20 protein-coding genes are annotated in these 22,096 nt (G+C 70.8%); 10 read left to right on the forward strand and 10 right to left on the reverse strand.

Translation table 11 applies throughout. The features are described from left to right. Positions 1-305 precede the first annotated feature (305 nt). The 9 genes from ABZ570_RS03765 to ABZ570_RS03805 form a co-directional block, all read right to left on the reverse strand. Complete coding sequence (locus ABZ570_RS03765) at positions 306-734, reverse strand: hypothetical protein (protein ID WP_358056426.1); 429 nt, start codon at positions 732-734, stop codon at positions 306-308. 223 nt (positions 735-957) lie between these two features. Then, positions 958-1,806: a hypothetical protein gene (locus tag ABZ570_RS03770; protein WP_358056428.1), complete on the reverse strand. Its 849-nt coding sequence runs from the start codon at positions 1,804-1,806 to the stop codon at positions 958-960. A 513-nt stretch (positions 1,807-2,319) separates the two neighbouring features. Then, positions 2,320-3,261, reverse strand: coding sequence for a replication-relaxation family protein (locus ABZ570_RS03775; RefSeq protein ID WP_358056430.1), 942 nt, complete (start codon positions 3,259-3,261; stop codon positions 2,320-2,322). Positions 3,262-3,505: 244 nt separating this feature from the next. Beyond that, positions 3,506-5,977, reverse strand: a complete 2,472-nt coding sequence (locus ABZ570_RS03780) for a DUF87 domain-containing protein (RefSeq protein WP_358056470.1) — start codon at positions 5,975-5,977, stop codon at positions 3,506-3,508. 50 nt (positions 5,978-6,027) lie between these two features. Then, positions 6,028-7,815 carry a DUF87 domain-containing protein gene (locus tag ABZ570_RS03785; RefSeq protein ID WP_358056432.1) on the reverse strand — a complete coding sequence of 596 codons (1,788 nt, stop codon included), beginning with the start codon at positions 7,813-7,815 and terminating at the stop codon, positions 6,028-6,030. Next, positions 7,812-8,783 carry a PrgI family protein gene (locus tag ABZ570_RS03790; protein ID WP_358056434.1) on the reverse strand — a complete coding sequence of 324 codons (972 nt, stop codon included), beginning with the start codon at positions 8,781-8,783 and terminating at the stop codon, positions 7,812-7,814. The genes ABZ570_RS03785 and ABZ570_RS03790 overlap by 4 nt, the downstream gene beginning before the upstream one ends. Then, on the reverse strand, positions 8,780-9,703 hold the full coding sequence (locus ABZ570_RS03795) for a conjugal transfer protein TrbL family protein (RefSeq protein ID WP_358056436.1): 924 nt from the start codon (positions 9,701-9,703) through the stop codon (positions 8,780-8,782). The genes ABZ570_RS03790 and ABZ570_RS03795 overlap by 4 nt, the downstream gene beginning before the upstream one ends. A gap of 2 nt (positions 9,704-9,705) precedes the next feature. Then, positions 9,706-10,083, reverse strand: a complete 378-nt coding sequence (locus tag ABZ570_RS03800; protein WP_358056438.1) for a pilin — start codon at positions 10,081-10,083, stop codon at positions 9,706-9,708. A 512-nt stretch (positions 10,084-10,595) separates the two neighbouring features. Continuing rightward, positions 10,596-11,459 (reverse strand): hypothetical protein, encoded by an 864-nt coding sequence (locus ABZ570_RS03805; protein WP_358056440.1) that lies wholly within the window; start codon positions 11,457-11,459, stop codon positions 10,596-10,598. 475 nt (positions 11,460-11,934) lie between these two features. Between ABZ570_RS03805 and ABZ570_RS03810 the strand changes: the two genes are divergently transcribed. The 8 genes from ABZ570_RS03810 to ABZ570_RS03845 all read left to right on the forward strand — a co-directional run bounded on the left by ABZ570_RS03810 (position 11,935) and on the right by ABZ570_RS03845 (position 19,640). Next, positions 11,935-12,237: a hypothetical protein gene (locus ABZ570_RS03810; protein WP_358056442.1), complete on the forward strand. Its 303-nt coding sequence runs from the start codon at positions 11,935-11,937 to the stop codon at positions 12,235-12,237. An 863-nt stretch (positions 12,238-13,100) separates the two neighbouring features. Then, positions 13,101-13,985, forward strand: a complete 885-nt coding sequence (locus ABZ570_RS03815) for a hypothetical protein (RefSeq protein ID WP_358056444.1) — start codon at positions 13,101-13,103, stop codon at positions 13,983-13,985. Next, positions 13,978-14,982 (forward strand): DNA methyltransferase, encoded by a 1,005-nt coding sequence (locus ABZ570_RS03820; protein WP_358056446.1) that lies wholly within the window; start codon positions 13,978-13,980, stop codon positions 14,980-14,982. The genes ABZ570_RS03815 and ABZ570_RS03820 overlap by 8 nt, the downstream gene beginning before the upstream one ends. Further along, positions 14,979-15,854, forward strand: a complete 876-nt coding sequence (locus tag ABZ570_RS03825) for a hypothetical protein (RefSeq protein ID WP_358056448.1) — start codon at positions 14,979-14,981, stop codon at positions 15,852-15,854. The genes ABZ570_RS03820 and ABZ570_RS03825 overlap by 4 nt, the downstream gene beginning before the upstream one ends. Further along, complete coding sequence (locus ABZ570_RS03830; RefSeq protein WP_358056450.1) at positions 15,851-16,399, forward strand: DNA cytosine methyltransferase; 549 nt, start codon at positions 15,851-15,853, stop codon at positions 16,397-16,399. The genes ABZ570_RS03825 and ABZ570_RS03830 overlap by 4 nt, the downstream gene beginning before the upstream one ends. Positions 16,400-16,487: 88 nt before the next feature. Next, positions 16,488-17,279 carry a hypothetical protein gene (locus ABZ570_RS03835; RefSeq protein WP_358056452.1) on the forward strand — a complete coding sequence of 264 codons (792 nt, stop codon included), beginning with the start codon at positions 16,488-16,490 and terminating at the stop codon, positions 17,277-17,279. A gap of 313 nt (positions 17,280-17,592) precedes the next feature. Further along, complete coding sequence (locus ABZ570_RS03840; RefSeq protein WP_358056472.1) at positions 17,593-19,047, forward strand: reverse transcriptase domain-containing protein; 1,455 nt, start codon at positions 17,593-17,595, stop codon at positions 19,045-19,047. Continuing rightward, positions 19,044-19,640, forward strand: a complete 597-nt coding sequence (locus tag ABZ570_RS03845; RefSeq protein ID WP_358056454.1) for a hypothetical protein — start codon at positions 19,044-19,046, stop codon at positions 19,638-19,640. The genes ABZ570_RS03840 and ABZ570_RS03845 overlap by 4 nt, the downstream gene beginning before the upstream one ends. Before the next feature lie 168 nt (positions 19,641-19,808). Here the strand turns inward: ABZ570_RS03845 and ABZ570_RS03850 are convergent, their stop codons facing one another. Continuing rightward, positions 19,809-21,371 (reverse strand): hypothetical protein, encoded by a 1,563-nt coding sequence (locus tag ABZ570_RS03850; protein WP_358056456.1) that lies wholly within the window; start codon positions 21,369-21,371, stop codon positions 19,809-19,811. On the opposite strand from ABZ570_RS03850, the gene ABZ570_RS03855 reads away from it, so the two are divergent. Both ABZ570_RS03855 and ABZ570_RS03860 read left to right on the forward strand, forming a co-directional pair. Beyond that, positions 21,324-21,584 carry a site-specific DNA-methyltransferase gene (locus ABZ570_RS03855; protein WP_358056458.1) on the forward strand — a complete coding sequence of 87 codons (261 nt, stop codon included), beginning with the start codon at positions 21,324-21,326 and terminating at the stop codon, positions 21,582-21,584. The two genes, ABZ570_RS03850 and ABZ570_RS03855, sit on opposite strands and share 48 nt — an antisense overlap. Then, entirely contained in the window at positions 21,581-22,021 is a 441-nt protein-coding gene (locus ABZ570_RS03860; RefSeq protein ID WP_358056460.1) for an XF1762 family protein, read from the forward strand. The genes ABZ570_RS03855 and ABZ570_RS03860 overlap by 4 nt, the downstream gene beginning before the upstream one ends. Positions 22,022-22,096: the final 75 nt, after the last annotated feature.

The raw sequence follows: 22,096 nt of genomic DNA on the forward strand, positions 1-22,096 counted from the left end.
CGGGATTGGGTACCCCGGCCCGGGGCGCCCGGCGCCCTGAAGTGCTCGCCCCAGGGGTGGGTTGCGAGCGGGCCTTGCTGTCCGAGCGCTCGGGGGCGATCAGCCGGGCTGCGCAACATCGCGGGCAGCCGGCCTGTGGGAGGGGTGCGTCGTGGCCAACCTGCAGGTCGGCGGCGAGGCGTCGCGCCGTCGTCGGCTGGGCGTGAGGTGCTGGGTCACCGGCCGTTTCGGGCGTTGCGCCCCCGGTGGGTCCGGCTGTGCGCGAGGGCGACAGACGGGCCCACCGAGGGATCTGGTGACGGGGATCAGCGGGGATCAGCGAGGGCGCGGCGTCGGATGCGGCGCCGGCCGACACCGACGGCGAGGGTGTTGGGGTCGACCATCACCCACCGCGCGCCGTCGAGGAGGCCCTGGGTGAGCAGGTCCATCAGCGACGGTCTGGCGCTGTCGAGCAGCGGCAGGGCCTGCGCGTCGTCTTTGTGCGGCAGCCGAACGGCGGGAACGGCCAGGCTGTTGTCCGCAGCGACCGACGGCGGCAGCGCCTCGTAGGCGCAGTGGACTCCGTTGCCGGCCAGCCGGGGCTGCCCGCCGTAGCGGTAGAGCTGCAGCGCCGGATCCGCCGATCCGTTCTCGCCGGCGGTGCCGCAGCGGATAGGCACGTTCCGGTCGGCGAGGACGGCGTGCCGCGCCTGGGCGGCGACGGCTTGCAGGTCGAAGTACAGGTAGCGGGACATGCTGCTCCTTCCATGACGGTTGTGGGTGGGAGGGACGGGAGCGCCGCGCGAGGCGGCACTGCGCGGGGAGTGGGATGGGGTGCAATCGGTCGGGCAGCAACAGGTCCCTTTAGGAACGAGGGGTGGTGTGCTGGCCCGAGCGGTGCGGTGACGCAGATGGGTCAAACCAGTCGGCCCGCCGCGGGTCCCTTCGGTTGCTGGGGGCGCAATTGGTGGGCCGGCCTCACGGGTGGTGCAGGTCGATGGCGAACAGCCGCTGGTCCTCGTCGAGGGAGTCCAGGTGGCGGGCCGCCTTCTCGAGGTAGGTGATCCGGTCGGCGAAGAACGCGCTTGCCGGTTGCATCCGGTCGCCGGCCTCGGTGAGGAAGGCGTCGGTGCACAGCGCCCAGAGGGCGTGGTAGTTGGCGTAGGCGGCGACACCGGCCTGGAACATCTCCAGGTCGCCCAGGTCGAGCTGACCGGGTGTGTGGGTGGCGGCGTTGTGCATGCGCATGGCCTGCACGCGCGGCTGCCGGTGGAACTCGCCGGTGGCGGTGTCCATCGGGTATCCCGACGGGTCGGACAGGTGCCGTTGCAGGAAGGTCGGCCACGGGATGGCCGGCCTCGTTCCCGCGACGACATGGGTCCAGTGCTGGTGCCGCACGCTCGCGCCGACGTAGGCACCGTGGCGCATGCCGGCCAGGTCGAGCAGGCGGATGGGCCCACCGGCGCACTGCCGGGGACCGGTCTTGGCCGGGCGCAGGTCGATGAGCTGGCCACGCTGCCACAGGCGCAGGGCCGGGATGGCCCAGTACCGCGGGCAGCTGGCGCCCGTCACGCCGAGGTGGCGTTCGAGGTTGCGGGTGCTGTCGAGCACCGTGGCCAGTTCGCCGGTGACGCAGACGGTCATGGTGCGGACGACTGCCTGCGGGATGGCCGCGGGAGCCGGGGCGACCGTCGCGGTCGGGGTGACAGCGGCGGCTGACTTCGGCGGTGCGGCGGCGGTGGCGGTCCGGGCGGGGGTCGGCTTCGCCGAGGGGATGAGCACGCGGCTGCCGTGACGGGTCAGCGGGGTGCCGTTGGGAGTGGACATACGTTGGGTCCTCCTTCGGGTAGGGGTTCGCGCGGGCACGCGCGTTTGACCGGCCCACCGGGTTCATGGGTCGGCTCAGAGCGGATGGGAAGGCAGGTGGTGCGGGTGGTTGGTGCGACCGTCGGGGTCGCCGCGCGGTGCGCGTGCCGACCGGCGTGAGCGGGTGGGCGTGGCGCACCGGGTTGGTGCGGCGAGGATCCCTCAGGTGGGACCGAACCGGGGTGGAGCGATATATGAGGTGTGGTGTTGCCGTGAACGGTAGCCCTGGGCACTCACAGCGGGCTGGGGCCGCGTTCGCCCCGCCGCAGGGCGGTTGAACTGCACTGTGAGAGATCAACTGCCGATGCCGGGCGGGAATTGCGTGAGCGGCTGTGAGTGGCTGTGAGTGGGCAGGCACGCTCACAGGCGCTCCGACGGGCCGCGCCCCCACCTGTGTCGGCGTGACGGCGGTGAGGGGCGTTGGCCTGCGATGTGAGCGGCTGTGAGCGAGCCAGCGGGGCTGGCTGTCAGTTGTCAGTCGTCGGGGTCGGTGTAGCGGTGGGGGTTGGTGGCGGTGTCGGGGCCGTGGTCGCTGGGCAGTTCGTGCAGCCACCGGCGGGAGCCGGGGTCTGCGGCGAGGGTCCAGGCGGGCCCGGCGGGGTGTTCGTCATGCAGGCCGGTGGCCACGGGCATCGCGGTGGGCACGCCGGCGAGGGCGTCGAGCAGGTTCGCCTCCCGGCGGTGGTTCGGCACGCGCAGCAGGACGGGGTACCGAGGCCCGTACTCGGCGAGGCGTTCGTAGGCGCGCAACTTACGCAGCACCGTGCGCAGGGGTTCGGTGCCGTTGTCGTGTTCGAGGAAGAACCCGACGGCGCGGCCGGCGGCATGCCAGATGCCGTGGCCGTCGGGGCGGATACCGGCCAGCGTGTAGGCGGCGGTGGTGTGCTGCTCGGACCACCAGCGCACCAGCCGGGCGCTGGGGTCGGTGCGGGTGTAGGCGTGCAGGTCGATGAAAAGCTGGTTGGTGCCGAGCAGGTGCCGCAGCCGGCCGCTGCCGATGATGCGGGTGGCGCGTTCCACGCTGGTGCGCGTCGGGCGCGCGTCCGCCCGTGCGGGGTCGGTGTAGGGGTGGGGGTGCACGACGAGGCCGAGCGGGCCGAGGGTGTAAAGGCGCTGGCTGGTGCCGGCTCTGATGTCGCTGAAGCGGTGCACGGCCCCGATGCGGTGCAGCACGGCCAGGCGCAGCCACGCGGAACGCTTCGACGGGAACAGCGCGGTGGCGATCTGGTCGGTGGACAGCAGGTAGTGCTCGGCGAGCCAGTCGAGGAGCTGGTGGTCGCGCAGGGTCAACTGCCGCAGGTAGCGCAGCAGTTCCTTCTTGCTGGGCGGACGCTGACGGGGTTCGGACGGGCCCGAGTCGGTGGTTGACGGGTCGTCGGACGGGTCAGGTGCGGGAGTAGGAGTGTGGCCGGACATGGACGTCTCCTCAGGGGGAGTAGAAGGAAAAATCCCTCCATTCAGGAGGGAGTCTGGAACTGTCAGCGCCATTGACCGGAGCCGGTCACCGGCGGTGTGCTGCACTGGCAGCCGCATCGGGCGGCCGTGCCAGCCGCGACGGTGGATGGAGCTGGTGAAGCGGCGGTGAAGACGCCACCGAAGACCCCACCGAACCCCCACCTGTTGGCGGCTGCGAGTCACAGTGCGCCGGCCTGCGCGGCGCTCAGGCGGGGCGAGTGGCGCCCGGTGCCGGGTCGGTGTCGCCGCTGTCGGCCGCGCCCCGCGCTTTGTCGGTTTTGGGTCGGGACAGCATGTCGATCCGGGCGTCGAGCGCGCTGGGCTCCTGCGCGTGGACTCTCTTCTCAGCGCTCTGACGGATGGTGGTGGCGTATCCGGCGACCGGTTTCGGTGGGCGGGTACGCATGGTGAACGCCGGGGTTTGTTGCCCGTCGACGACGAGGCGGGCCGCGGCGGTGTACGCGTCGAGGTGGGTCAGGTCGTGCTCGTCGAGTTCCGGCAGGGAGTGGCGGGCCAGGACACGCGCGTCCTCGGGGGCGCACGAAAAGTAGATCTTGTTGCGGGCGTTCGCCGAGGCGGCGGCGAGCAACTCCCTGGGGAACTGGGCGAGGTCCTGGTGGGACAGGACCATCGCCAGCCGATACTTGCGGGCCTCGGCGAGCATCGTGTCCAGGCTGTTGGCCAGCGTCAGGAAGTTCTGCGCCTCGTCGATGATCAAGGTGGCGTCGCGGCGTTGGTCGGGGGCGATGCGGGCGCGGGCGGTAGCGGCCTGCCACACCTGCGCGAGGATCATCGAGCCCAGCAGCTTGCTGGTGTCCTCCCCCAGTTGTCCTTTCGGGATACGGACCAGCAGCGCCCCGCCGTCGAGGATCTCGGCCATGTCAAAGCTCGGCTCGGGGAACTTCATCGTGCGGTTGACGAAGTCGCGTAGCAGGAACGCGCGCAGCCGGGCCAGGACGGGACCGATGACCTGGGAACGCAGGGCGGGGTTGAGCTCGTCGTACCACTGCCAGAAGCCGCGCAGTCCGGCCGGGTCGTCGAGGTCGACGGTCATCTCGGCGCGGACCTGCTTGTTGTTGAGCAGCGGTGGGATGTGCTGCAGGGTGACGTTGGCGTGGCGCAGCAGTGTCAGGCAGGCCACCCGCATGACGTCGTCCATGCGGGGTCCCCACGCCTTAGCGAAGATGGTGCCGAAGATCGACACGAGGTTGTCGACCACGAGGTCGGGGTCGTCTCCGGCGAGGGGGTTGATCGTCGGCGGGTTGGGCTGGTCGGGGTCGAACAGCACCACCCGATCCTTGGCCTCTTCGGGGAGCCGGTCGAGGATGTCCAGGACCAGATCGCCGTGGGGGTCGATGACGACGGTGCCACGTCCGGCCGTGATGTCGTCGACGGCCATGTTGACCAGCAGTGTCGTCTTGCCGCTGCCGGTCGACCCGATCACGTGGGTGTGATACCTCGCATCCCGCACCGACAGGGCGACCTTGTGGCCGCCGACCTGCGCGGTGCCGAGAACCTTCTCGCCGCGCCCGCCGGTGGGCACGGCGACCGGCGCGGGCATGGACTTGGCGCGGGCCCGGTCCAGGCCGGGGACGGCCAGGTCTTGGGGCAGCGCGGCGAGCGCGGCCAACTCCGGGCAGGAGGTGAGGAACCCGGTGCCGAGACGCCGCAGCGCGAGCACGGTGGTGGGGTGGGGCATGCGGGCTCGGTGGGTGAGCCGGTTACGACCGGAGTACACGGCGAACGCCGAGGCGATGGTGTCGGCGATGCCCCGCAGCCGGGGACGCTGGTCGGTGTTGGCGCGGCCGGTGTCCTTGGCCACGGCGTAACGCACGGCGGTCTCCCACAGCGGGTGGGAGGTCTTGTCGAGGATGGCCCGCACGTCGCGTTCCAGGCTGGGGTCGCGTCGGCCCGCCCGCCCGGGCCGACCGTTGGCGGGGGCGGGGCGGCCGGGTAGGAACGCCTCGATGAGCCACAGCAGCGGCGCGGCCGGGTTGATGGCGGGCACGGCGGTCTTGCCGTCACGCAGCCGGCTGGCGGCGCGTCGCGCTCGCAGCGCGCGGCGGGCCGTGGCGGGGCGGGCGAGGATCTGCACGCTGGCGTGCTCGTCGGCGCGCAGCCCGGATCCGGCGGACATGAGGGCCCGCAGCGGGTCGGTGTCGTGGTCGGCCGCGAAGGGCAGCCATTCGGCGGCGGTGGGCAGCAGATGGCCGCCCACCGCCACCGTGTCGAGGGGGATCGGCGGGCCGGGGGCGTCGTCGGTGGTGCAGGCGGCGCCGGGCCAGGCGGCGCGGACGGCGGCCTCCACGGCGCCGGGCGGGACGGTGCCGGGCACCCACACGCTGATGAGCAGCCGCCGCCCGCTCCAGGTGTACTCCCAGGCGACGTGCGGGCTGCCGTACAGCAGCCGACGCCGGCGAGAGGGGGTGAGGGTGCCGGCGAGGTTGGCCCACAGCGCCGCGGCGCTATGGGGGTCGACCTCGGGTGGCGGGGCGATCGTGACGAGGCGGGCGCCGTCGGCGTGGTGGCGGTGCCGCCACAGCGTGAGAAGGTTGCGTCCGGCAACGTAGGCGACCAGCACGGCCGCGGCGACGGCGAGCAGCCAGGGCCGCTGCACCGCCCAGGCGGCGGCGTCGAGCAACCACCGAGTCGCCCCGGTCGGCGGGGCGACGCCCACGCTCGGGGTAGGCGTGGGCGTGGGGACGGCAGTATGGGCAGCGGACGGAATCACAGGTCCTCCTCGTCGTCGAAGTCGGCCAGCTCGCTCGGGCGGGTGGTGCAGAGTTGGTGCTCGGCGTCGGACGCGACCGCTTCGAAGCTGGTCCGGTTGGTGCCAGAGATCAACAGGCCGGTGCCCACCCGGGCGGCGAGCAGCAGCCGCCGCTCGCCGGCGGTGAGACCGAACGCGTCGCCGATGGCGTCGATGGCCTGCGGGGCCTGTTTGAGCAGCACCTGCGTGGCGGCGTTCGCGACGACGGCCTGCCCGAGGTCGCTGCCGAGGACGTCGGCGACGTCCTGGGTGATCACTGCCAGGCCGGCGTGGCGTTTGCGGGCGGCTTTGGACATGCGGAACAGGAACCGGGCGCCCTCGCCGTCGCGCATCAGCAGCCACGCCTCGTCGACCACCACCAGCCGCCGTGTCGCCGCCCGGGCGGGGGCGTCGACCTGCCGCCAGATCGCGTCGAGGGCGAGGAGGGTGCCGACGCCGCGCAGCTCGTCGGGCAGGTGCCGCAGCGACCACACGACCAGGTGCCCGTCGGGGCGGGTGGTGGTCGGCCCGTCGAACAGGTGCGAGAACGAGCCGTGCACCCATGGGGCGAGTCGCGCGGCGAGCTGCCGGGCGGCCGGGTCGTCGTCGGCGTGCAGGCAAGCTTCGAGGTCGCGCAGCAGCGGGGCGGGCCGGTGGTGGGTGGCCGGGTCGGCGGTGATTCCGGCCTGGCGGTAGATGGTGAGGATCGCCCGGTCCAGCGCGGCTCGTTCCGCCGGGGGCGGCTGCTGGCCGAGCAGCACCGCGATGAGGGTGTGCAGGAACAGGCCTCGGCGGGTGAGGACGTCGGGTCGGGTGTCGCCCGTGGGCAGGTCCAGGGGGTTGACCTTCACCCCGGCGGCGCCGAGACGCACCACCGTCCCGCCGACCGCGTCGGCCAACCTGAGGTACTCGTCTTCGGGGTCGATGACCGCGACCTGCACCCGCTGGTAGAGGTTGCGCAGGATCTCCAGCTTCACGAAGTACGACTTGCCGGCGCCGGAGCGCGCGAGCACGACCGAGTTGTGATTTTCCTGCGCCCAGCGGTCCCACCACACGATGCCCTGCGAGTCCGGGTTCACCCCGTAGAGCACCCCGCCCTCTGCCGGCGGGTCGCCGGGCAGCGGCGCGGGCAGGTCCGCCGAGGCGAGCGGAAACGCGGCGGCGAGGGCGGCGGTGTCCATGGTGCGGCGCATCTGCAGGCTGTCGGACGCCAGGGGCAGGGTGGTGGTCCAGCCGGCCAGGTGCCGCCAGGTGGCGGGCTGGACCTCGATCAGGGTGGACGCGGCGGCGGCCTTCACCTGCGCGCACGCCTCGAGGAGTTCGTCCTCGGTGCGGGCGTGCACGGTGAGATAGAGGCCGACGCGGAACAACTTCGCCGCGCCGCGGGCGAGCCGGGCCGCGAGGTCCGCGGCGTCTTCGGCCGCCGCCTCCACGATCGGGTCGGTGAGCTTTCCCCGTTCGGCGTCGGCGCGGCGGGAGGATTCGAAGCGGGCGCGCTGGTTGCGCAGCCGGGCGGCGGCGATCGGCGCGGGCAGCGGGTCGATGTGCAGGGCGAGGTCGAGACGGCCCGGCCAACTGAGCAGCGGTTCGAGCCAAGCGGGGCCGACCTCAGCCGGGTAGCCGGTCACCACCAGGGTGGCGGCGTAGCCGTCACCCACCCGCAGGAACCGGGGCGTGACCTCCACGGAGGCGGGGGCGACAGTGGCCGCCAGCCGGCGCGCCTGACGGTTGTGTTCGCCCGCCTGGGATCGGTTGCGCAGCTTCATGCCTGTTCGCTCCTTCCGGATCGGCCACGCCAGTGGGGCGCGGATGAGGTGATGACGGTGTCGGGGGCCGCGAGCCCGCCCGGCCGGGGCGGCCGGTAGGGGTCGGCGGCGGCGGCGATCGCGGCGGTCACCGCCGGCCCGTCCAAGGCGCGGGTGGTCACCCCGAGGCCGGACAGGGCGCGCACCGCGTTCTCGGCGCGCCGCCGGGCCGCGTGTTCCCCTCGCTCGCCGGGGCTGGTGCGGGTGACGATGAGGACCTGCCGGCGCAACGGGTCCCGCCGGGCCGCGAGGTCGTCGAGGAAGCGGGCGTGGTCGGCCGCCGCGTCCGCCAGGGCGGGGTGCGGCAGCTTCTCGACTGCATCGGCGAGGCCGCGGGCGGCGGAGTGCAGGTCCACCGGCTGCGCCGACACGACGATCTGCGTCGGGGTGGACAGGCTGTTGAGCCAGCGGCCGAACACCTCGACCAGGGCCGTCTGCTCATCTGGGGTGCGCAGGGCAAGGTTGACGTTCGACGCGGCGACCATCGCCGCCCGCGCCCCGCCCAGGCGGATCTGTCCGCCGTCGTCGATCGCGTCCGCGGGCAGCTTCAACGGCGCCGGCAGCATCACCCGGCTCTTCGGGGCCCGCACCCAGTCCGGCGTCGTCGATGTCGTGTCCGTCGTCGACAACGCGCGGGGCGCCCTCGCGTGCGCAACGGCGGCGAGCAGCCACACGTCCAGCGGCAGCCCGTCACGGCGGCCCACAACGATCCCGAAGACCAGGCCGCCGAGCACCACGGCGGCGCCGACGAGCACCGGCACCGGCACCATCTGGTGCAGCACACGCCACGCGCCGTAGAACGCGAGGGCGGCGACAGCGAGGATCGCCAGCTGGCGGAACGTGAGCCCGTAGAGGACCTTGTCGGGGGCGTCGACGTCGGCGGGCATCCGCGCCCGGGCCGCGTCGGACCGGTCGGCACGGGTGCTCATCGGCCCACCGCCCTCAGTCCGCGGCCGAGACCGGGGATGGAGCGGGTGACCTGCTGCACGACGATGACCCGCACCGCGGCGCCGAGCATGTTCACCCCGCGGCCGCCGCTGCCTCCGGCGGCGACGTAGCGGCGCATCAGGGCGGGAACCCGCAGCGTGGTCCAGAGCATGACCATGACGACGAACAGGTTGAGCACCCCGCCGGGCTCGACCGGCAGGCCGAGCACCGGCAGCAGGTGCTGCGGGTCGGTGAGCATCCACTGCCCCGCGTAGAGGGTGAAGCCCTGCACCACCGGCACGGCCAGGACACCGAGGTACGACTTCCACCACAGCCGGGCGACCGGATCGGTGTGCGGCAGCGCGTGACACGCCAGGGCCAGCGGCGCGAAGGCGGTCAGGACGAGGACAACCGCGAAGCGGACGATCACGCTGAACGTGGTGCTGGCGAGCAGCACGGCGATGATCGCCGCGCAGATCACGAACAGCAGCCCCGCGATCTTGTCCTGTCCGGCGGCGACGTGGGTCTTGATCGCCCGCAGCGCGCCGTCGCTGTCCCCTTCCGGGGTGGTGAGCGCTCCGGTCAGGGCGTTGGCGAGGTCGATGAGCATGCCGCACCACAGCTGCGAGAAGTGCGCGGCGACGAACCCGACGATCAACCTCGGGATCAGGTCTTTAATGGTGTAGCGGGTGGTCTCGCTGCCGCCGGCGGTCATGGTGAGCACGCCGGCGGCCACGAAGGCCAGAACGAAGACGGTGTCCACGACAAGCACGGAACGGCCGGTCAGGGCCTGCACCTGCGGCAGGCTCGTAACGTTCGGGGTGATCAGCAAGGCGCTGCTGATCACCCCGAACAGCGCGTCCAGGGTCGCCAGGATCGCCGTCGCCAGCCAGTCCAGAATCTGGTCGAGCAGCCAACCCATGATCAGCCCCCGACGATTCCCTGCACGACCTGCAGCAGGACCGGCGCGAGCACGGCGAGGGCGTAGCCGATCAGCGCGTTCTTCAACGCGCCCTTGGCCCGGTCGACCTGCGCCGGGTCACCACCGGCGGTGGCCCAGTAGACGCCGGCGAGGATGAGAAACAGGGTCGCGACGGCGGCGAGGAAACCCATCAGCCAGGTCTGCAGATTGCCGATGACGACCGGCAGGGAGTTCGCCGCTAGGACCACTTGCCCGCTGGGGGCGGCGTGCGCGCCGGCGGGTGCGGACAGCAGCAGGATCACGGCGGCCGTCACCGTGGCGACGCGGCAGATGGTGCGGGAGCGGGTGAGGGCACGAAGACGTGCCGGGATGCGGAACATCAGGGTGGTCACCTCCGGCCCCGGCGGCCGTAAGAGCGCGTGGCGGGGCGGTTGCGGGCGGACAGGGTGCGTGAACCACCGCCAGAGGGCGGGCGCGGACAGCGCCACGAGCGCGAGACGTCCCCGGGAGGAGCACGTCCTCCCTTGTCGGGTAGCGATGTTCGATGAGGTGTCAGCGCACCGAGCTGCGCGGCACCCGGAGACGTCCGGCGCGGGCGGTGTCTGGTGTGTGCCCGGCCTTCTGGCGGCGGGCGGAACCCCTGCGGCCCGCCATGGGGCGGGCGGGAAGGCCCCGCACCCTTAAACCGTCGTTTGTGTGCCCTGGCGAACGCCTGCCGTACTCACAGTCGCTCTCAGCGACTCACAACCGCTCACACCACGGCCCATCGACAGCGACAGCCGAGCCGTAAGCCGCGAGCCTGAAGCCCCTTGGGTTGCGTGCTTGATGGCAGGACACGGCGCGGCGCCCCTACCGGACGGGGTAGGGGCGCGCCTGTATCGATTGTCGTCTACTACGCAGCTGCCGCCTGGGTCGTGCCGCTGCGGGCGAGTTGTCGGCTGGCGGCCCGCAAGGCGGCCCGCCGCTCGGCCCGCGCCGTCAGCTCTTTAGCGGCCTGAGGGGACGCGACTCCGGTCAGCAGTCCGCTCGCGAGGGCTTCGGCGATGCGGGTGTCGATGCGGCCCAACCGCATCCGCAGCGCGTCGGTGGTTAGGCCCAACCGGGCAGCGATCGGCTCGATCGCCCGCCGGCCCAGCCGCACGTCGATGTAGGGCTGCTCATCGCATTCGTCGAGGATCCCCAACCGCACGGCCCGCCTGACCAGCACGTCCGGATGCCCGTACGGCACCCGTGGGGTACGCGGCCCCGTGGCGTGCTCCACATCCTCCACGGGAGTGAACTCCCCGGCCTGCTGACGCACCTTGTGGCCAGCCCGCCACCCGGCACGGCACAACGCCGCGTACGGGGCGGGTCGGGCAAGGTCCACGTGGTCGCGCAGCGCCGCGAGGAACCCGGCAAGGATCTCCGCCTCAATGTCGTCGGGGTCGCCGCGGTAGCCGGCGCGCAGTTGGCGGGCGTAGCGGCGCAGCGCCGGCATGGCCATGCCGACCGCGCCGATGACCCACTGCGGCCCGTCCAGCCGGGCGCGGCGGATGACCTCCGCCCACACTGCGTCGCGGGCCAGGAAGGCACGCGGGTGCGCCAGCAGCCAGTCCCGCACCGCCGGCAGCGTCATCACCCCCGCCGGCAGTCCGACGTCCGGACTGAACGCGTCGCCGTCAATCGACAGGGGATCGGGGTCGCTGGTCAGCAGGGCGAAGGCCACGTCCGCGGCGTCCAGCGGAGAATCCGGCCAATGGGTGTTCGAGGCAGTCATCGTTGCCACTCCAAGGTCAGAGACGATGCGGCGTAGCCGTCACATCTGGGCCACGCTCGAAGACACCGATCACGCCATGGCCGACTCACACCCGCTCACACCGCAGGTCAGGGCCGCGACGCGCACCCGGGGCACTCCGTGCAGCGAACCGGGTCATCCGGCCGGCGCTAGTGGTGCCAGGTGCCCGGCAGGGCCCTTGAGCAGGACTGTGAGTGCCAGCGATGCCCCCCGCCATGCCGCCCAACAACGACGCGACACGCGGCCCGCTCCGCCACTGCCCACACCGGCTGACGTACCTCAGGGTCGCTCACAACGGCTCACAGCCGCTCACAGCGACCCGTCTGGTGTCCGGCGCGGTGCCTTCCCGGGCCGGATGCGCCCTCTGCTGATGCGGTCCACCGCCCGGCCAGGTGTTGCCGCCCCGGGACGCTCATGGCGCGGCGACGTCGCAGAGCCACGCCACCGAGAGGACAGGATGTCCGGCATCCGCCGAGGTGGCGAGGACCTGGCGGCGACGCGCACTGAGCAACTGCGCATGTCGATGCGACGGAAGCGGTCGCCGCTGTCAGTGACGTGGACATGCTGGCAGGGCGGCTCGTTCCAGCCGGCCTGGGTAGGCAACCCGGAGCTCGTCAGCGGCCACGCCGAGACGATGGAGTACGCCAACGGGATCATGGAAATGTTCCGGGTCGCGGCGGATTGGGGCCAGGACAACAAGAAGCCGACGTCCAAGCTCGTCCCCGGCGGCCATCCGGCGAGTGACACAGCCGAGCGATGACAGAGGTCGGTCGCGTCCGGACGGGGGCGGCGGCGCGCCATGTCAGCGCGACACATGTCAACGAACACCGTCGATGGACACATGTGGTGGCAGAGCGGCGCCGGCCATGCCTGCGCGCCGGATCGGGCCGGTGAGCGACAAGGTTGGCACTCACCCACGCAGGTCACGCCGCCGTGGACGAGCCCCGCCGCGACATCGGCGTCCGTCGTTGACATTTTGTCCGACAGGGCTATTGATCAGGCATTTGACACTGGCCCGGTCACCGACACAACACGCATGCCGTGCCGCTGACGCGCACTTCCCGCCGGGCATCGCACCCAGCGTCCCCCAGGGATCACGCCAAGGACACCGACGCATATGTCCGGCCCGTCAGGCGCCACTGGACACGGCGGCCATGACAGCTACGCGGATGTCGATGCCGCACCGCGCCGTGTGACACATTGTCATAGCCATTCGTCGATGAAATCGAGGCAGCACGGGCGTCCAGTGACATCCCGATGAGCAGCGCTGTCATTGGCCGGTGCCGGCCAGGCGCCCCTGCGGTCACGTTCTGCGCCCGTCTCCGCATTCGATCAAGCCCCCGGGCGGATAGACCTGATCGCGAACCCCGTCCTTCGCGTCGCCCCTGGAAGTTCCGCGTTCATGCAACCCAACCGCCGTAAGGCGAGGCGAGCGGTGAGAAGACCGGCGCGGTCGGAACAGAAGCATTGAGAACGGGCAGATCGCCTGAGAACGGACAGGCGCGCCCCACGCTCTGTGAGTGGCTGTGAGCCGGTGTGAGTGAGGCAGGCGTTCGCCAGAGCACACAAGCGCGGGTTTAAGGGTGTCAGCGCATTGCATGCGCGGCGCGGAGCCGACATCACATGAGCGAGCACACGCCGCAGCACCACAACGACCCTGTCCACTCCGTCGACCCGCTCGAGGTCGACCCGGCCCTGATCGACCTGGTCGCAGGTGACCCACCGGTGCCGGTCACGGTGTGGCGCACCGCCCACGGCCCGGCCGACGCCGGCCGCAGCATCAGCGCCCGGCTGGCCTACCGGCTCGTCGCCGCCTACACCCGTCCCGGCGAGGTCGTTGTCGACGTCACCGCCGACCACGCCTTGGCCGCTGTCAGCGCGGCGGGCGGCCGGCGGCACCACCCAGCATGGTTCACCGAGGCGTCCAGCCTGATCATCGGACCGGCGACCCCGCCGGCGCGCCCTGACCCCGCTGCCCTCGGCGAGGACGGCGACGACGTGCCGGAGATGAGCGCCTGGTTCGGTGACGATCTCACCGACCCCATCCTGCCCACCGACCCGCCCGCCGCTCCTGGCCACACGTCCCTCGCGGGGGCGACGAGCCTGGTCGTGGCCTGCTGGCCCCTCGACCCCGCCGACGTCACCAACCGGATCCGGCTGGCGTGGCTGCTGACTGCGTGCGCGCGGCTGCTGCGTCCCGGCGGCTGCCTCGTCCTCGTCGTCACCGTCCCCACCGCCGCGGCTGGCGGGCCGGAGGACTTCACCCCGGTGGCCACCGCCGCCGCGTCGGTGGGCCTGGGCTACTTGCAGCACATCGTCGCCGTCGCCGCCGACGCAGAAGGCGACGCGTTCGTCTACCACGTCACCGACGAGGAACTGCTCACCCTCACCCACCAGAGCGACCCGCGGTGGGCGGTGGCGCACCTGCGGGTCCACGCCGACCTGCTCGTCTTCTCGCCCGTCGCGCCTCGCGACGGGCACCGGGACGGGGGTGAGCGCCGTGGCTGAGCACACCCCGACCCCCGCGGAGGCGAACCAGCCGGGCGAGGACACTTACCACGGCCGGCACCGCGCCTACGACGGCCGGCACCGGGACACCACCGGACGGCACGCCGCGGAGCCTGACGGCCTGTCGGTGTGGGCGACCGCGCAGAAGACCGGGCCGGTGCAGCGACGCGGCCGGTACGTGCCGGAGTCGGTCAAGCACCCCGCCCGGATGCTCCCGGCGATCGCCGCCCACGCCGTGCACGCCTACACCCAGCCCGGGGACCTCGTCCTGGACCCGATGTGCGGGATCGGCACCACCCTCGTCGAGGCCATCCACGCCGGCCGTGACGCCATCGGTGTCGAGTACGAGTCGCGCTGGTCGAACATCGCCGACGCCAACATCACCCACGCCCACGCCCAGGGCGCCGCCGGGCGGGCGTCGGTGGTTCGCGGCGACGCCACCCGCCTGGCCGCCCTGCTGCCCGCGGCACTGGCCGGGCAGGTCGCCCTGGTCGTGACGTCACCGCCGTACGGGCCGACCGTGCACGGACTGGTCCGCCCGGGCGCGGACGGGGTCGAGAAGTTCGACAACACCTACGGCACCGACCGGGGAAACCTCGCCTACCGCGACCTCACCGGCCTCGCCGACGGGTTCGAGCAGATCCTGGCCGGCTGCGCGATGCTGCTGCGGCCCGGCGGCACCGTGGTGGTCACCGCCCGGCCGTGGCGCAAGAACGGCCAGCTGGTCGACCTGCCGTCCGCGGTCATCGCCGCCGGCGTCCGCGCCGGCCTGGTGCCGACCGAGCGGTGCGTCGCGCTCCTCGCCGCGGTCCGCGACGGGCAGCTCGTCGCCCGGCCGTCGTTCTTCCAACTCCAGGCCGTGCGCAAGGCTCGCATCGCCGGCACGCCGCTGCACCTGATCACGCACGAGGACGTGCTGATCTTCCGTCGCCCCGAGGGCGAGGACCCGAGTTCAGGAATCCTGAAGGACGCCACCGGGGGCGGGGTGGTCGTGTGAGCGTACCCACCCGCCGCTATTTGAGCCTCGGCGCCGGTGTCCAGTCCTCGGCCCTTCTGCTGCTCGCCGTGCGCGGGGAGATCCCCACCTTCGACGCGGCGATCTTCGCCGACACGGGATGGGAGCCCGCCCCGGTCTACGCCCACCTGCGTCGCCTGGAGCGGCTCGCCGCCACGGCCGGGATCCCGGTCGTGCGGGTGTCTGCGGGCAACATCCGCCACGACGCCCTCGACCCGGCCCACCGGTTCGCCAGCATGCCACTCTTCACGCTCGGGCCCGGCGGCGAGCGCGGTATGGCTCGCCGGCAGTGCACCTCCGAGTACAAGATCAAACCCATCAAGGCGGAGGTGCGGCGGCGGCTCGGCTACCCGCACCCCGCCCGCATCCCGGCGGGTGTGGTCGCCGAGATGGCGATCGGGATCAGTCTCGACGAGATCGGCCGGGCCCGCAACGCCGACGTCGCGTACATGCGCAACACCTTCCCGTTGCTCGAGCTGGGTTGGCGGCGCGAGGACTGCCTGGCCTACCTCACCGAACACGATCTGGAGGACACCCCACGCAGCGCGTGCGTGGGGTGCCCGTACCGCACCGACACGGAGTGGGTGCGGCTGCGCCGCGACGATCCCGCCGGGTGGGCGGACGCGGTGGCGTTCGACGCGGCGATCCGCCACGGATCGGCGCGGGCCAACGCCGCCGGGCGGCCTCTGCGCGGGCAGTTCTTCCTCCACCGCCAACGGATTCCCCTCGACCAGGTCATCCTCCGCCCTCGCGCCGAGGAGCCGGAGGACACCCCGGGGTGCGGGCCGTGGACCTGTCCCCACACCGCCGAGTCGGACGTCGCGGTGGCGACGCCGGGGCGGGAGGTGGCGTGATTGAGCAGCACCTTCCGCCCCGAATCGGATCGCTGTGCACCGGCTACGGCGGCCTCGACATGGCCGTCGAGCTGGTGCTCGGCGGCCAGCTCACCTGGTACGCCGAGGTCGACCGACACGCCCGCACCGTGCTCGAGCACCACTGGCCCGGCGTGCCCAACCTCGGCGACATCCGCACCACCGACTGGACCCGTGTCGATCCGGTCGACATCCTCACCGCAGGGTTCCCCTGCCAGGACATCAGCAACGCCGGCAAACGCGCCGGGATCGGCGGCAAGCACTCCAGCCTGTGGAGCAATGTCGCCGACGCCGTTCGCGCGCTTCGACCGCCGCTCGTGTTCGTGGAAAACGTCGCCGCGCTCCTCCGGCGCGGCTTCGACGTCGTCGAAGCCGACCTGGCCGCGATCGGGTACGACACGAGCTGGACGTGCCTACGCGCATCCGACATCGGCGCCGCCCACCGCCGCGACCGGCTGTTCCTGCTGGCCACACCCGCAGAACCGCTCAGAGGGGGTGCGGACGCTGCCGACACCGTGCGCCCGTGACGGCAAAGGGCCAGGCCACCAGTACGGGCTGCCCGACCTGATCGAACCGTCCGGCACCACCCACGGCCTCCTCCCCACACCCACCGCGGTGACGTACGGGTCAAACCAGTCCCCGTCCGCCGGTGCCGCCCGCCGGCCGAGCCTCGCCGGCATCGCCGGACAGTTCCTGCCCACCCCGACCGCCGGGGGTGGCACCGGCTACATGAGTGGCAGCAACCGCGACACTTGGCGGCCCACCCTCGAATCAGCGGTCCGCAGCTACCGGCCACACCCCGGCGGGAAACCATCGGACCCCGAGGCGCTGCTGCCCACGCCGAGGGCCAGCGACACCGGCACCCCCGGACGCAAAGCCGGAGCCGGCTTCCGGCCACCGCTGTCCCAGGTGCTACTGCCCACCCCGAGGGCCACCGACGGGGCGAAGGGCTGTCCCGGCCAGCGCGGCTCCCACGGCGACCTCACCCTGCCCTCAGCGGCCGTGCGGGTACCCGCCCGAACCCTGCCCACCCCCCGCGCGTCCGACGGACGCGGCCCCGCACGCCACGGCGACGGCGGCGCGGACCTACGCACCACCATCGCCGGCCTCGGTCACCTCGACGAGCAGCGGTGGGGCGTCTACGCCGCCGCCGTTGCGCGGTGGGAAACGTTGCTCGGCCGACCGGCGCCCGCACCCACGCAGACCGGGCAGCACGGCAAACCTGTGCTCGCCCCACCGTTCGTGGAATGGCTCATGGGCCTCGACGCCGGCCACGTCACAGACCCCGCGTTGGGGCTGCCGCGCACCCTCGCGCTGCGGGTCCTCGGCAACGGCGTCGTCCCCCAGCAGGCGGCAGCCGCGCTGCGGCTGCTGCTGTGCCCGCACCGGTGGCAGGTGCCGTCATGACCGGCGACCGTTCTCGTGCCTCCGAGCTGGCGGGGTACGAGTATCACCGGGCTGGGCCCGTCGCTCTGTACCTCGGCGACGCGCACTCGACGTGGGACGTGAATCAAAATTCTGTTCGTGGCACCTCGGGCGTGCCTCGTACCATCGGTGCTGTCACATGGTGGTTACGCCTCGAGGGGGATGAGTGCAGGTCGACCGTGCTCTGTTGCGGCGTACAAGCTTGTCTGAAGCCGTCGGGCAGGAGCTATCGTCGCGCAACCGCCTGTTGCCGCGTCGCGGGGACTACGCGGCCCTCTCAACGGACCCGTCTGCTGTGGAGGCATGGCTGCGCCCGCGGTTGCGGCGCGGCCCCTCTGGTAGAGCTGCCAGCGTCGTTTTCGCAGATAAGGGTTGGCGGGGAGCGCGACCGCTGCACGTAATGACCCTTGAGGACAGGGTGCTGTACAGGGCGCTTGTGGGGCTGATCAAAAATGCGCTGCCGGAGCGGCTGCGCAGCCGAGAGCCGGTCGAGCAGTTCCGGACGGCGCCGCTCGACATCCCAGACGCCAGGTACATCAGCAAGACCGACGTGACCGCCTACTACGAGTTCGTTGACCATGAACTGCTTTGCGCAGAACTGACCGCCCAGACAGGCGAAGAACTCGCGGTAGAGTCGCTTGCCGACCTGCTGGCCTCGGTTATCGGCCGCAGAGTAGGTCTGCCACAGGTACATCCATCCAGCGATGTCCTGGGTGATACCTATATCGATCCGGTCCGCAGGCGCCTGCTTCGCCGAGGGCACGCCACGTTCACCTACTCTGACGACTTCAGAATCGCCTCACGTTCGCTCGGCGAAGCGCGCGCCTCGTTGGAGGCGTGCGCCATGGAGGTGCATGCCCTCGGCTTGGTGCTCAACGAGCGCAAGACCTACACCTACCGGACGGCGAAGTACCGGGAGTCTCTGACGTCGTTCGCTGATGCGGAGCGACGCTTGTTCGAGGAGGGCGAATCACCCGACACGTCGGGTGGCCTGGGATTTCTGGATCCGGGCTACGGCGACGCGGATGGTGACGGGGCGGCACAGTCAACCCTCGGCACTTCACCGGTGGACAGCAGTGTCGACGAGGATGATGCGTTCACCGGTGAGGATGACGAGGTCGCTGAGGACGTCGACCCGCGCCGCGTTCAAGCCGCGCAGCGGGCGTGGGAGCTGTGGGAGGAGGAAGACGAGTCCGAGGAAGCCCAGGCGGGCCAGGACGCCGCGATTACGCAGTCTTTGCTCGGCCGAGCGTTGTCGACACTCGGTGCGGCTGATGACAGTCGTCCGCTGAAATCGTTGTCTGCGCTCCTCCGATACGAGCCGGCGCTGACCCCGCAGGTGGCGGCATATATTGATGCGTATGGGCGGGGCGGCAGACGTGCGCGTACCGAGATCCGTAGCGCGCTCGACAAGGTCGTGAACGGCAAGATTCTCAGCACATGGCAGGGGATCTGGCTCGCACACGCAGCTGGCGGTGTGAAGCGAGCGACGCAGAGGCATGACTATGAGGACTGGCTCGGCCGATGCGTGGCCGACGGCCACGATGGCCTCGCCGCCACCGCTGCGGCATCGTTGGGGCGGATCGGGCGCGGTGATGTCGATCTGGTTGCAGCCGCCGTCGATCGGGTCGGCCCGGAATGGCATCGCCTGGCGTTCTGGGGCTTGATTGGCCTTGATCGCGCGCGCGCCGAAAGTACAGCCGACGACGAGTTGGACCGGATGCTGTTGGCCGAAGCGGCTGAACAGTGAATGCATCGGTTCCGCGAGTCCTGTCGGTCGAAGCTGAAGCGGCGTCGGCACTGCTGTTCCGCACTCTGGGCGCCCACCGAGCCGCCGTAGCAGCGCTGAAGCCACAGCCGCGTTCGCGCCTGCGGCCCTCACCAGATGGAGATCCAGTACAGGATCGATGCCAAGCCACTCTTGTCAGGCTGCTCTCGATCACCGAGGCGTTCGCGTCAGACCTGCTGTCGCGCAAAGTCGACCAAGCACTTGCGGGCGCATCGAACCCGGCCGCCACCAAGATTGCTGACGAGGCCGTCATCCGCGGCACCAACGGTTGGGCTGACCAGGAGAGGGCATACAAGGACTGGCTCGGTGTCAAGGAAGATTGGAAGGCGGTTGACCGGCTAGCCGAGGCACGTAATGCTGTCGCCCACGGCCTTGGGAAGTTGACGAGGCGCCAGATGCGAAACGAGCAGAGCGTCAAGGACAAGCTCAAGGCCGTCGGCATCATCGTCGTTGATAACAGAGTCGTGCTGTCCGACGACATCCTCGCCGCAGCCGCCTCGGCGTGCCGCGACTTCATCGAGAGGCTCGACCTGGCGGTCCAAGCGAAATCCTGACCGGGCGGTGCACAGCCGGCGGGCGATCAGTCACGGTACCTGCATCGGGTAGCCGGCCCCGTCCACGTCGGAGTGTCAATTGTTAGCCGGGCATCCGCCCGTGACGCTCCGGCCTGCGCCTTCGCTTGCGGAGGCGTCCAAGCCGAACGGCGTCCCTGCCCTTCCGCTTCAGAATCGGCTCCCCCGCGCGGCTCTCTCCTGCGCAGCGGTACCACATCCGAGCACGCGAAGCATGTGCGCTCGGGCCACGCGGTCCAGGATTTCAACCGCTTCATGCAGTTGAGCCGTCGGGTAACCCTTCGTTCCATGGGAGAGGTCATTTCGCACGGTTCTCAGCGCCGTCGGCAGCGGAACCGGCCCTCCAGCGGCCCGTTGCACTTCCTGAATAAGGCCGGTAGCCGCCAACTCCTCGCGAACGTCGAACGGGAGCGAGACGAACATCTCGGTTAGGCACTCATCAAGTCCCGAGTGCGGCTTCTTCATCAGGTATTTCTTGATGAACTTGATTACTCGGCTAGGTAGGCCCGCCTGGCCGGCCAGCTCATCGAGAATCTCGGCCCTCTTGGCAGTGTGCTGTTGTACGCGTTCCTCGTACTCTGCCTTGTGCTCGTGACCGTACAGCCCTTCAAGTGCTTGTATTAGCAGCAGGTACGTCGAGCGCGGGTGCTGTCGGGGAATAATGATGGACGTGCCATAAGTCTCAAGCAGCGGGTGGCGCTCGTCTAGCAGACGTTGCCACCCGCGCAGTATCTGCAATGGGGAGATATCTTCGGATCGGGCAGTAAACGCGGCGTCGATCTGCCTCACGTCGTTACCGAGCGACGCGAAAGGGTTCTGGTCGAGCCCGCTCCCGTAAACCTGAAAGTCGTCCCTCTCACTGTCACCTGGCCGGCTCATGCTCAGGTACGTAATCTGCTCGGTTCGACCAGTTGCAAGGGAAACGAGGCGTCGAAGTGGTTCAACCCATCGGTCCAAGCACACGTCGAACGGCTGTGGGTCGGCGAGGGTAAGCCTGGCTACCGGGCTGAAGGCCATACGGAAGAAGAACGGATCACCGAAGGTGATGGTGCTGTCGTATCCAAAGCGGAGAGCGACGTGGTCGTCTGACCATCTCTGCTCACAGTCTGGATTTGGCGAAACCTGCCAGGTGTGATCGTAGAAGCCCTCACCCGGCTGAGGATGAGAGAATGACTTAAGCGGACCGATCCCCGAAAAAGCATCGAGGCCGCTGATTTGAATTCCTATCTTGCTTACGAGCAGCGGTCCTTCCGTCGAACCCGACGGGGGTCCCACCAGAGCGGCACGAGCCGAGACGATGGCCCGCTCAAGCTGCCAGGTGCTGACCTCAGCTTCAACAAGGATGACCTTGAGCCCGTTGCGGAGCTCACCAACTAGCAGTGGATAGGAGAATCGCTGCGGGAAGGCAGCGCTGGTCAAACCGTTCGGGTGCTGCTCGATATGCAAGGGAACGTCGCCCCACACGGCGACTGACGGCGGTCGACCGGCGGACAGTTCGAGGTCACCGCCCACACGTTGAACCAACCCATCTTGGTTGGGAATCAACCATTCCCCACCATACTGACCCGGCTCAAGTCGGGGCTTCAGCGGTACTCCACTTGCCACTAGCCGATTGTCCCCCAAGTCTTGGCGCCGCGAGCAGTCCGCAGCGCGTCCCCATGCCTGGTGCAGAGAAGTGGGCGCATCGCCACTCGCCCCTTGCTGGGCTCCCACGTGGCCCCGTTCCCTATCGACCTGCCACTACGGGCCATCGCCGCCGGCTGTCCACCTGGCGGCCTTGTCCTAGACCCTTTCAGCGGAGCAGGCACCACAGGGCTGGCGGCCATGCACCTCGGCAGGCGCTACATCGGCATCGACATCGCCGACCGGTTCCATCAGGAGGCGATCACCCGCATGCGACCGCACCTGCCCAGGGAGTCCGGGTGAGCCTTCGGCTCGTACCGGTCATCTTCGCCCAGGCGCGGGAGTTCATCACCGACTGGCACCGCCACCACCGCCCACCCCAAGGCCACAAGTTCTCCCTCGGCATCGCCGAAGGGGACGTGCTGGTCGGGGTGGCGGTGGTCGGCCGGCCCGTCGCACGGATGCTCGACGACGGCCACACCCTCGAGGTCACCCGGGTCGCCGTCGCCGACGCGGTGCCCAACGGCTGCAGCATGCTCAACGCCGCCGCGTGGCGGGCCGCTAAGGCTTTCGGCTACCGCCAGCTGGTCACCTACACCCAGCACGGCGAGTCCGGGGCCAGCCTCCGCGCCGCCGGCTGGCGCGTCGTCGCCGCCCGCCCACCCACGCCCGGCTGGTCCCGACCCGCCCGGCCCCGCGCCGACCACATCGCCCGGCTGCGCTGGCAACCACGCCACTAACTCACCTCTCTCCCGGCTGGGGGGTTGGCCGGCCGGGTGGCGAAGATGTCACCGGGCAGCAGCAGCACCGGCAGC

The organism is Micromonospora sp. NPDC007271, assembly GCF_040634005.1.
In the GTDB taxonomy this organism is placed as follows: domain Bacteria; phylum Actinomycetota; class Actinomycetes; order Mycobacteriales; family Micromonosporaceae; genus Micromonospora.

Bases quoted from the DNA above. Each gene is read 5' to 3' on its own strand.
- ABZ570_RS03810 (WP_358056442.1), top strand. From the start codon at position 11,935: ATGTCCGGCATCCGCCGAGGTGGCGAGGACCTGGCGGCGACGCGCACT.
- ABZ570_RS03775 (WP_358056430.1), bottom strand. From the start codon at position 3,261: ATGTCCGGCCACACTCCTACTCCCGCACCTGACCCGTCCGACGACCCG.
- ABZ570_RS03795 (WP_358056436.1), bottom strand. From the start codon at position 9,703: ATGGGTTGGCTGCTCGACCAGATTCTGGACTGGCTGGCGACGGCGATC.
- ABZ570_RS03800 (WP_358056438.1), bottom strand. From the start codon at position 10,083: ATGTTCCGCATCCCGGCACGTCTTCGTGCCCTCACCCGCTCCCGCACC.
- ABZ570_RS03770 (WP_358056428.1), bottom strand. From the start codon at position 1,806: ATGTCCACTCCCAACGGCACCCCGCTGACCCGTCACGGCAGCCGCGTG.
- ABZ570_RS03805 (WP_358056440.1), bottom strand. From the start codon at position 11,459: ATGACTGCCTCGAACACCCATTGGCCGGATTCTCCGCTGGACGCCGCG.
- ABZ570_RS03815 (WP_358056444.1), top strand. From the start codon at position 13,101: ATGAGCGAGCACACGCCGCAGCACCACAACGACCCTGTCCACTCCGTC.
- ABZ570_RS03765 (WP_358056426.1), bottom strand. From the start codon at position 734: ATGTCCCGCTACCTGTACTTCGACCTGCAAGCCGTCGCCGCCCAGGCG.
- ABZ570_RS03790 (WP_358056434.1), bottom strand. From the start codon at position 8,783: ATGAGCACCCGTGCCGACCGGTCCGACGCGGCCCGGGCGCGGATGCCC.
- ABZ570_RS03785 (WP_358056432.1), bottom strand. From the start codon at position 7,815: ATGAAGCTGCGCAACCGATCCCAGGCGGGCGAACACAACCGTCAGGCG.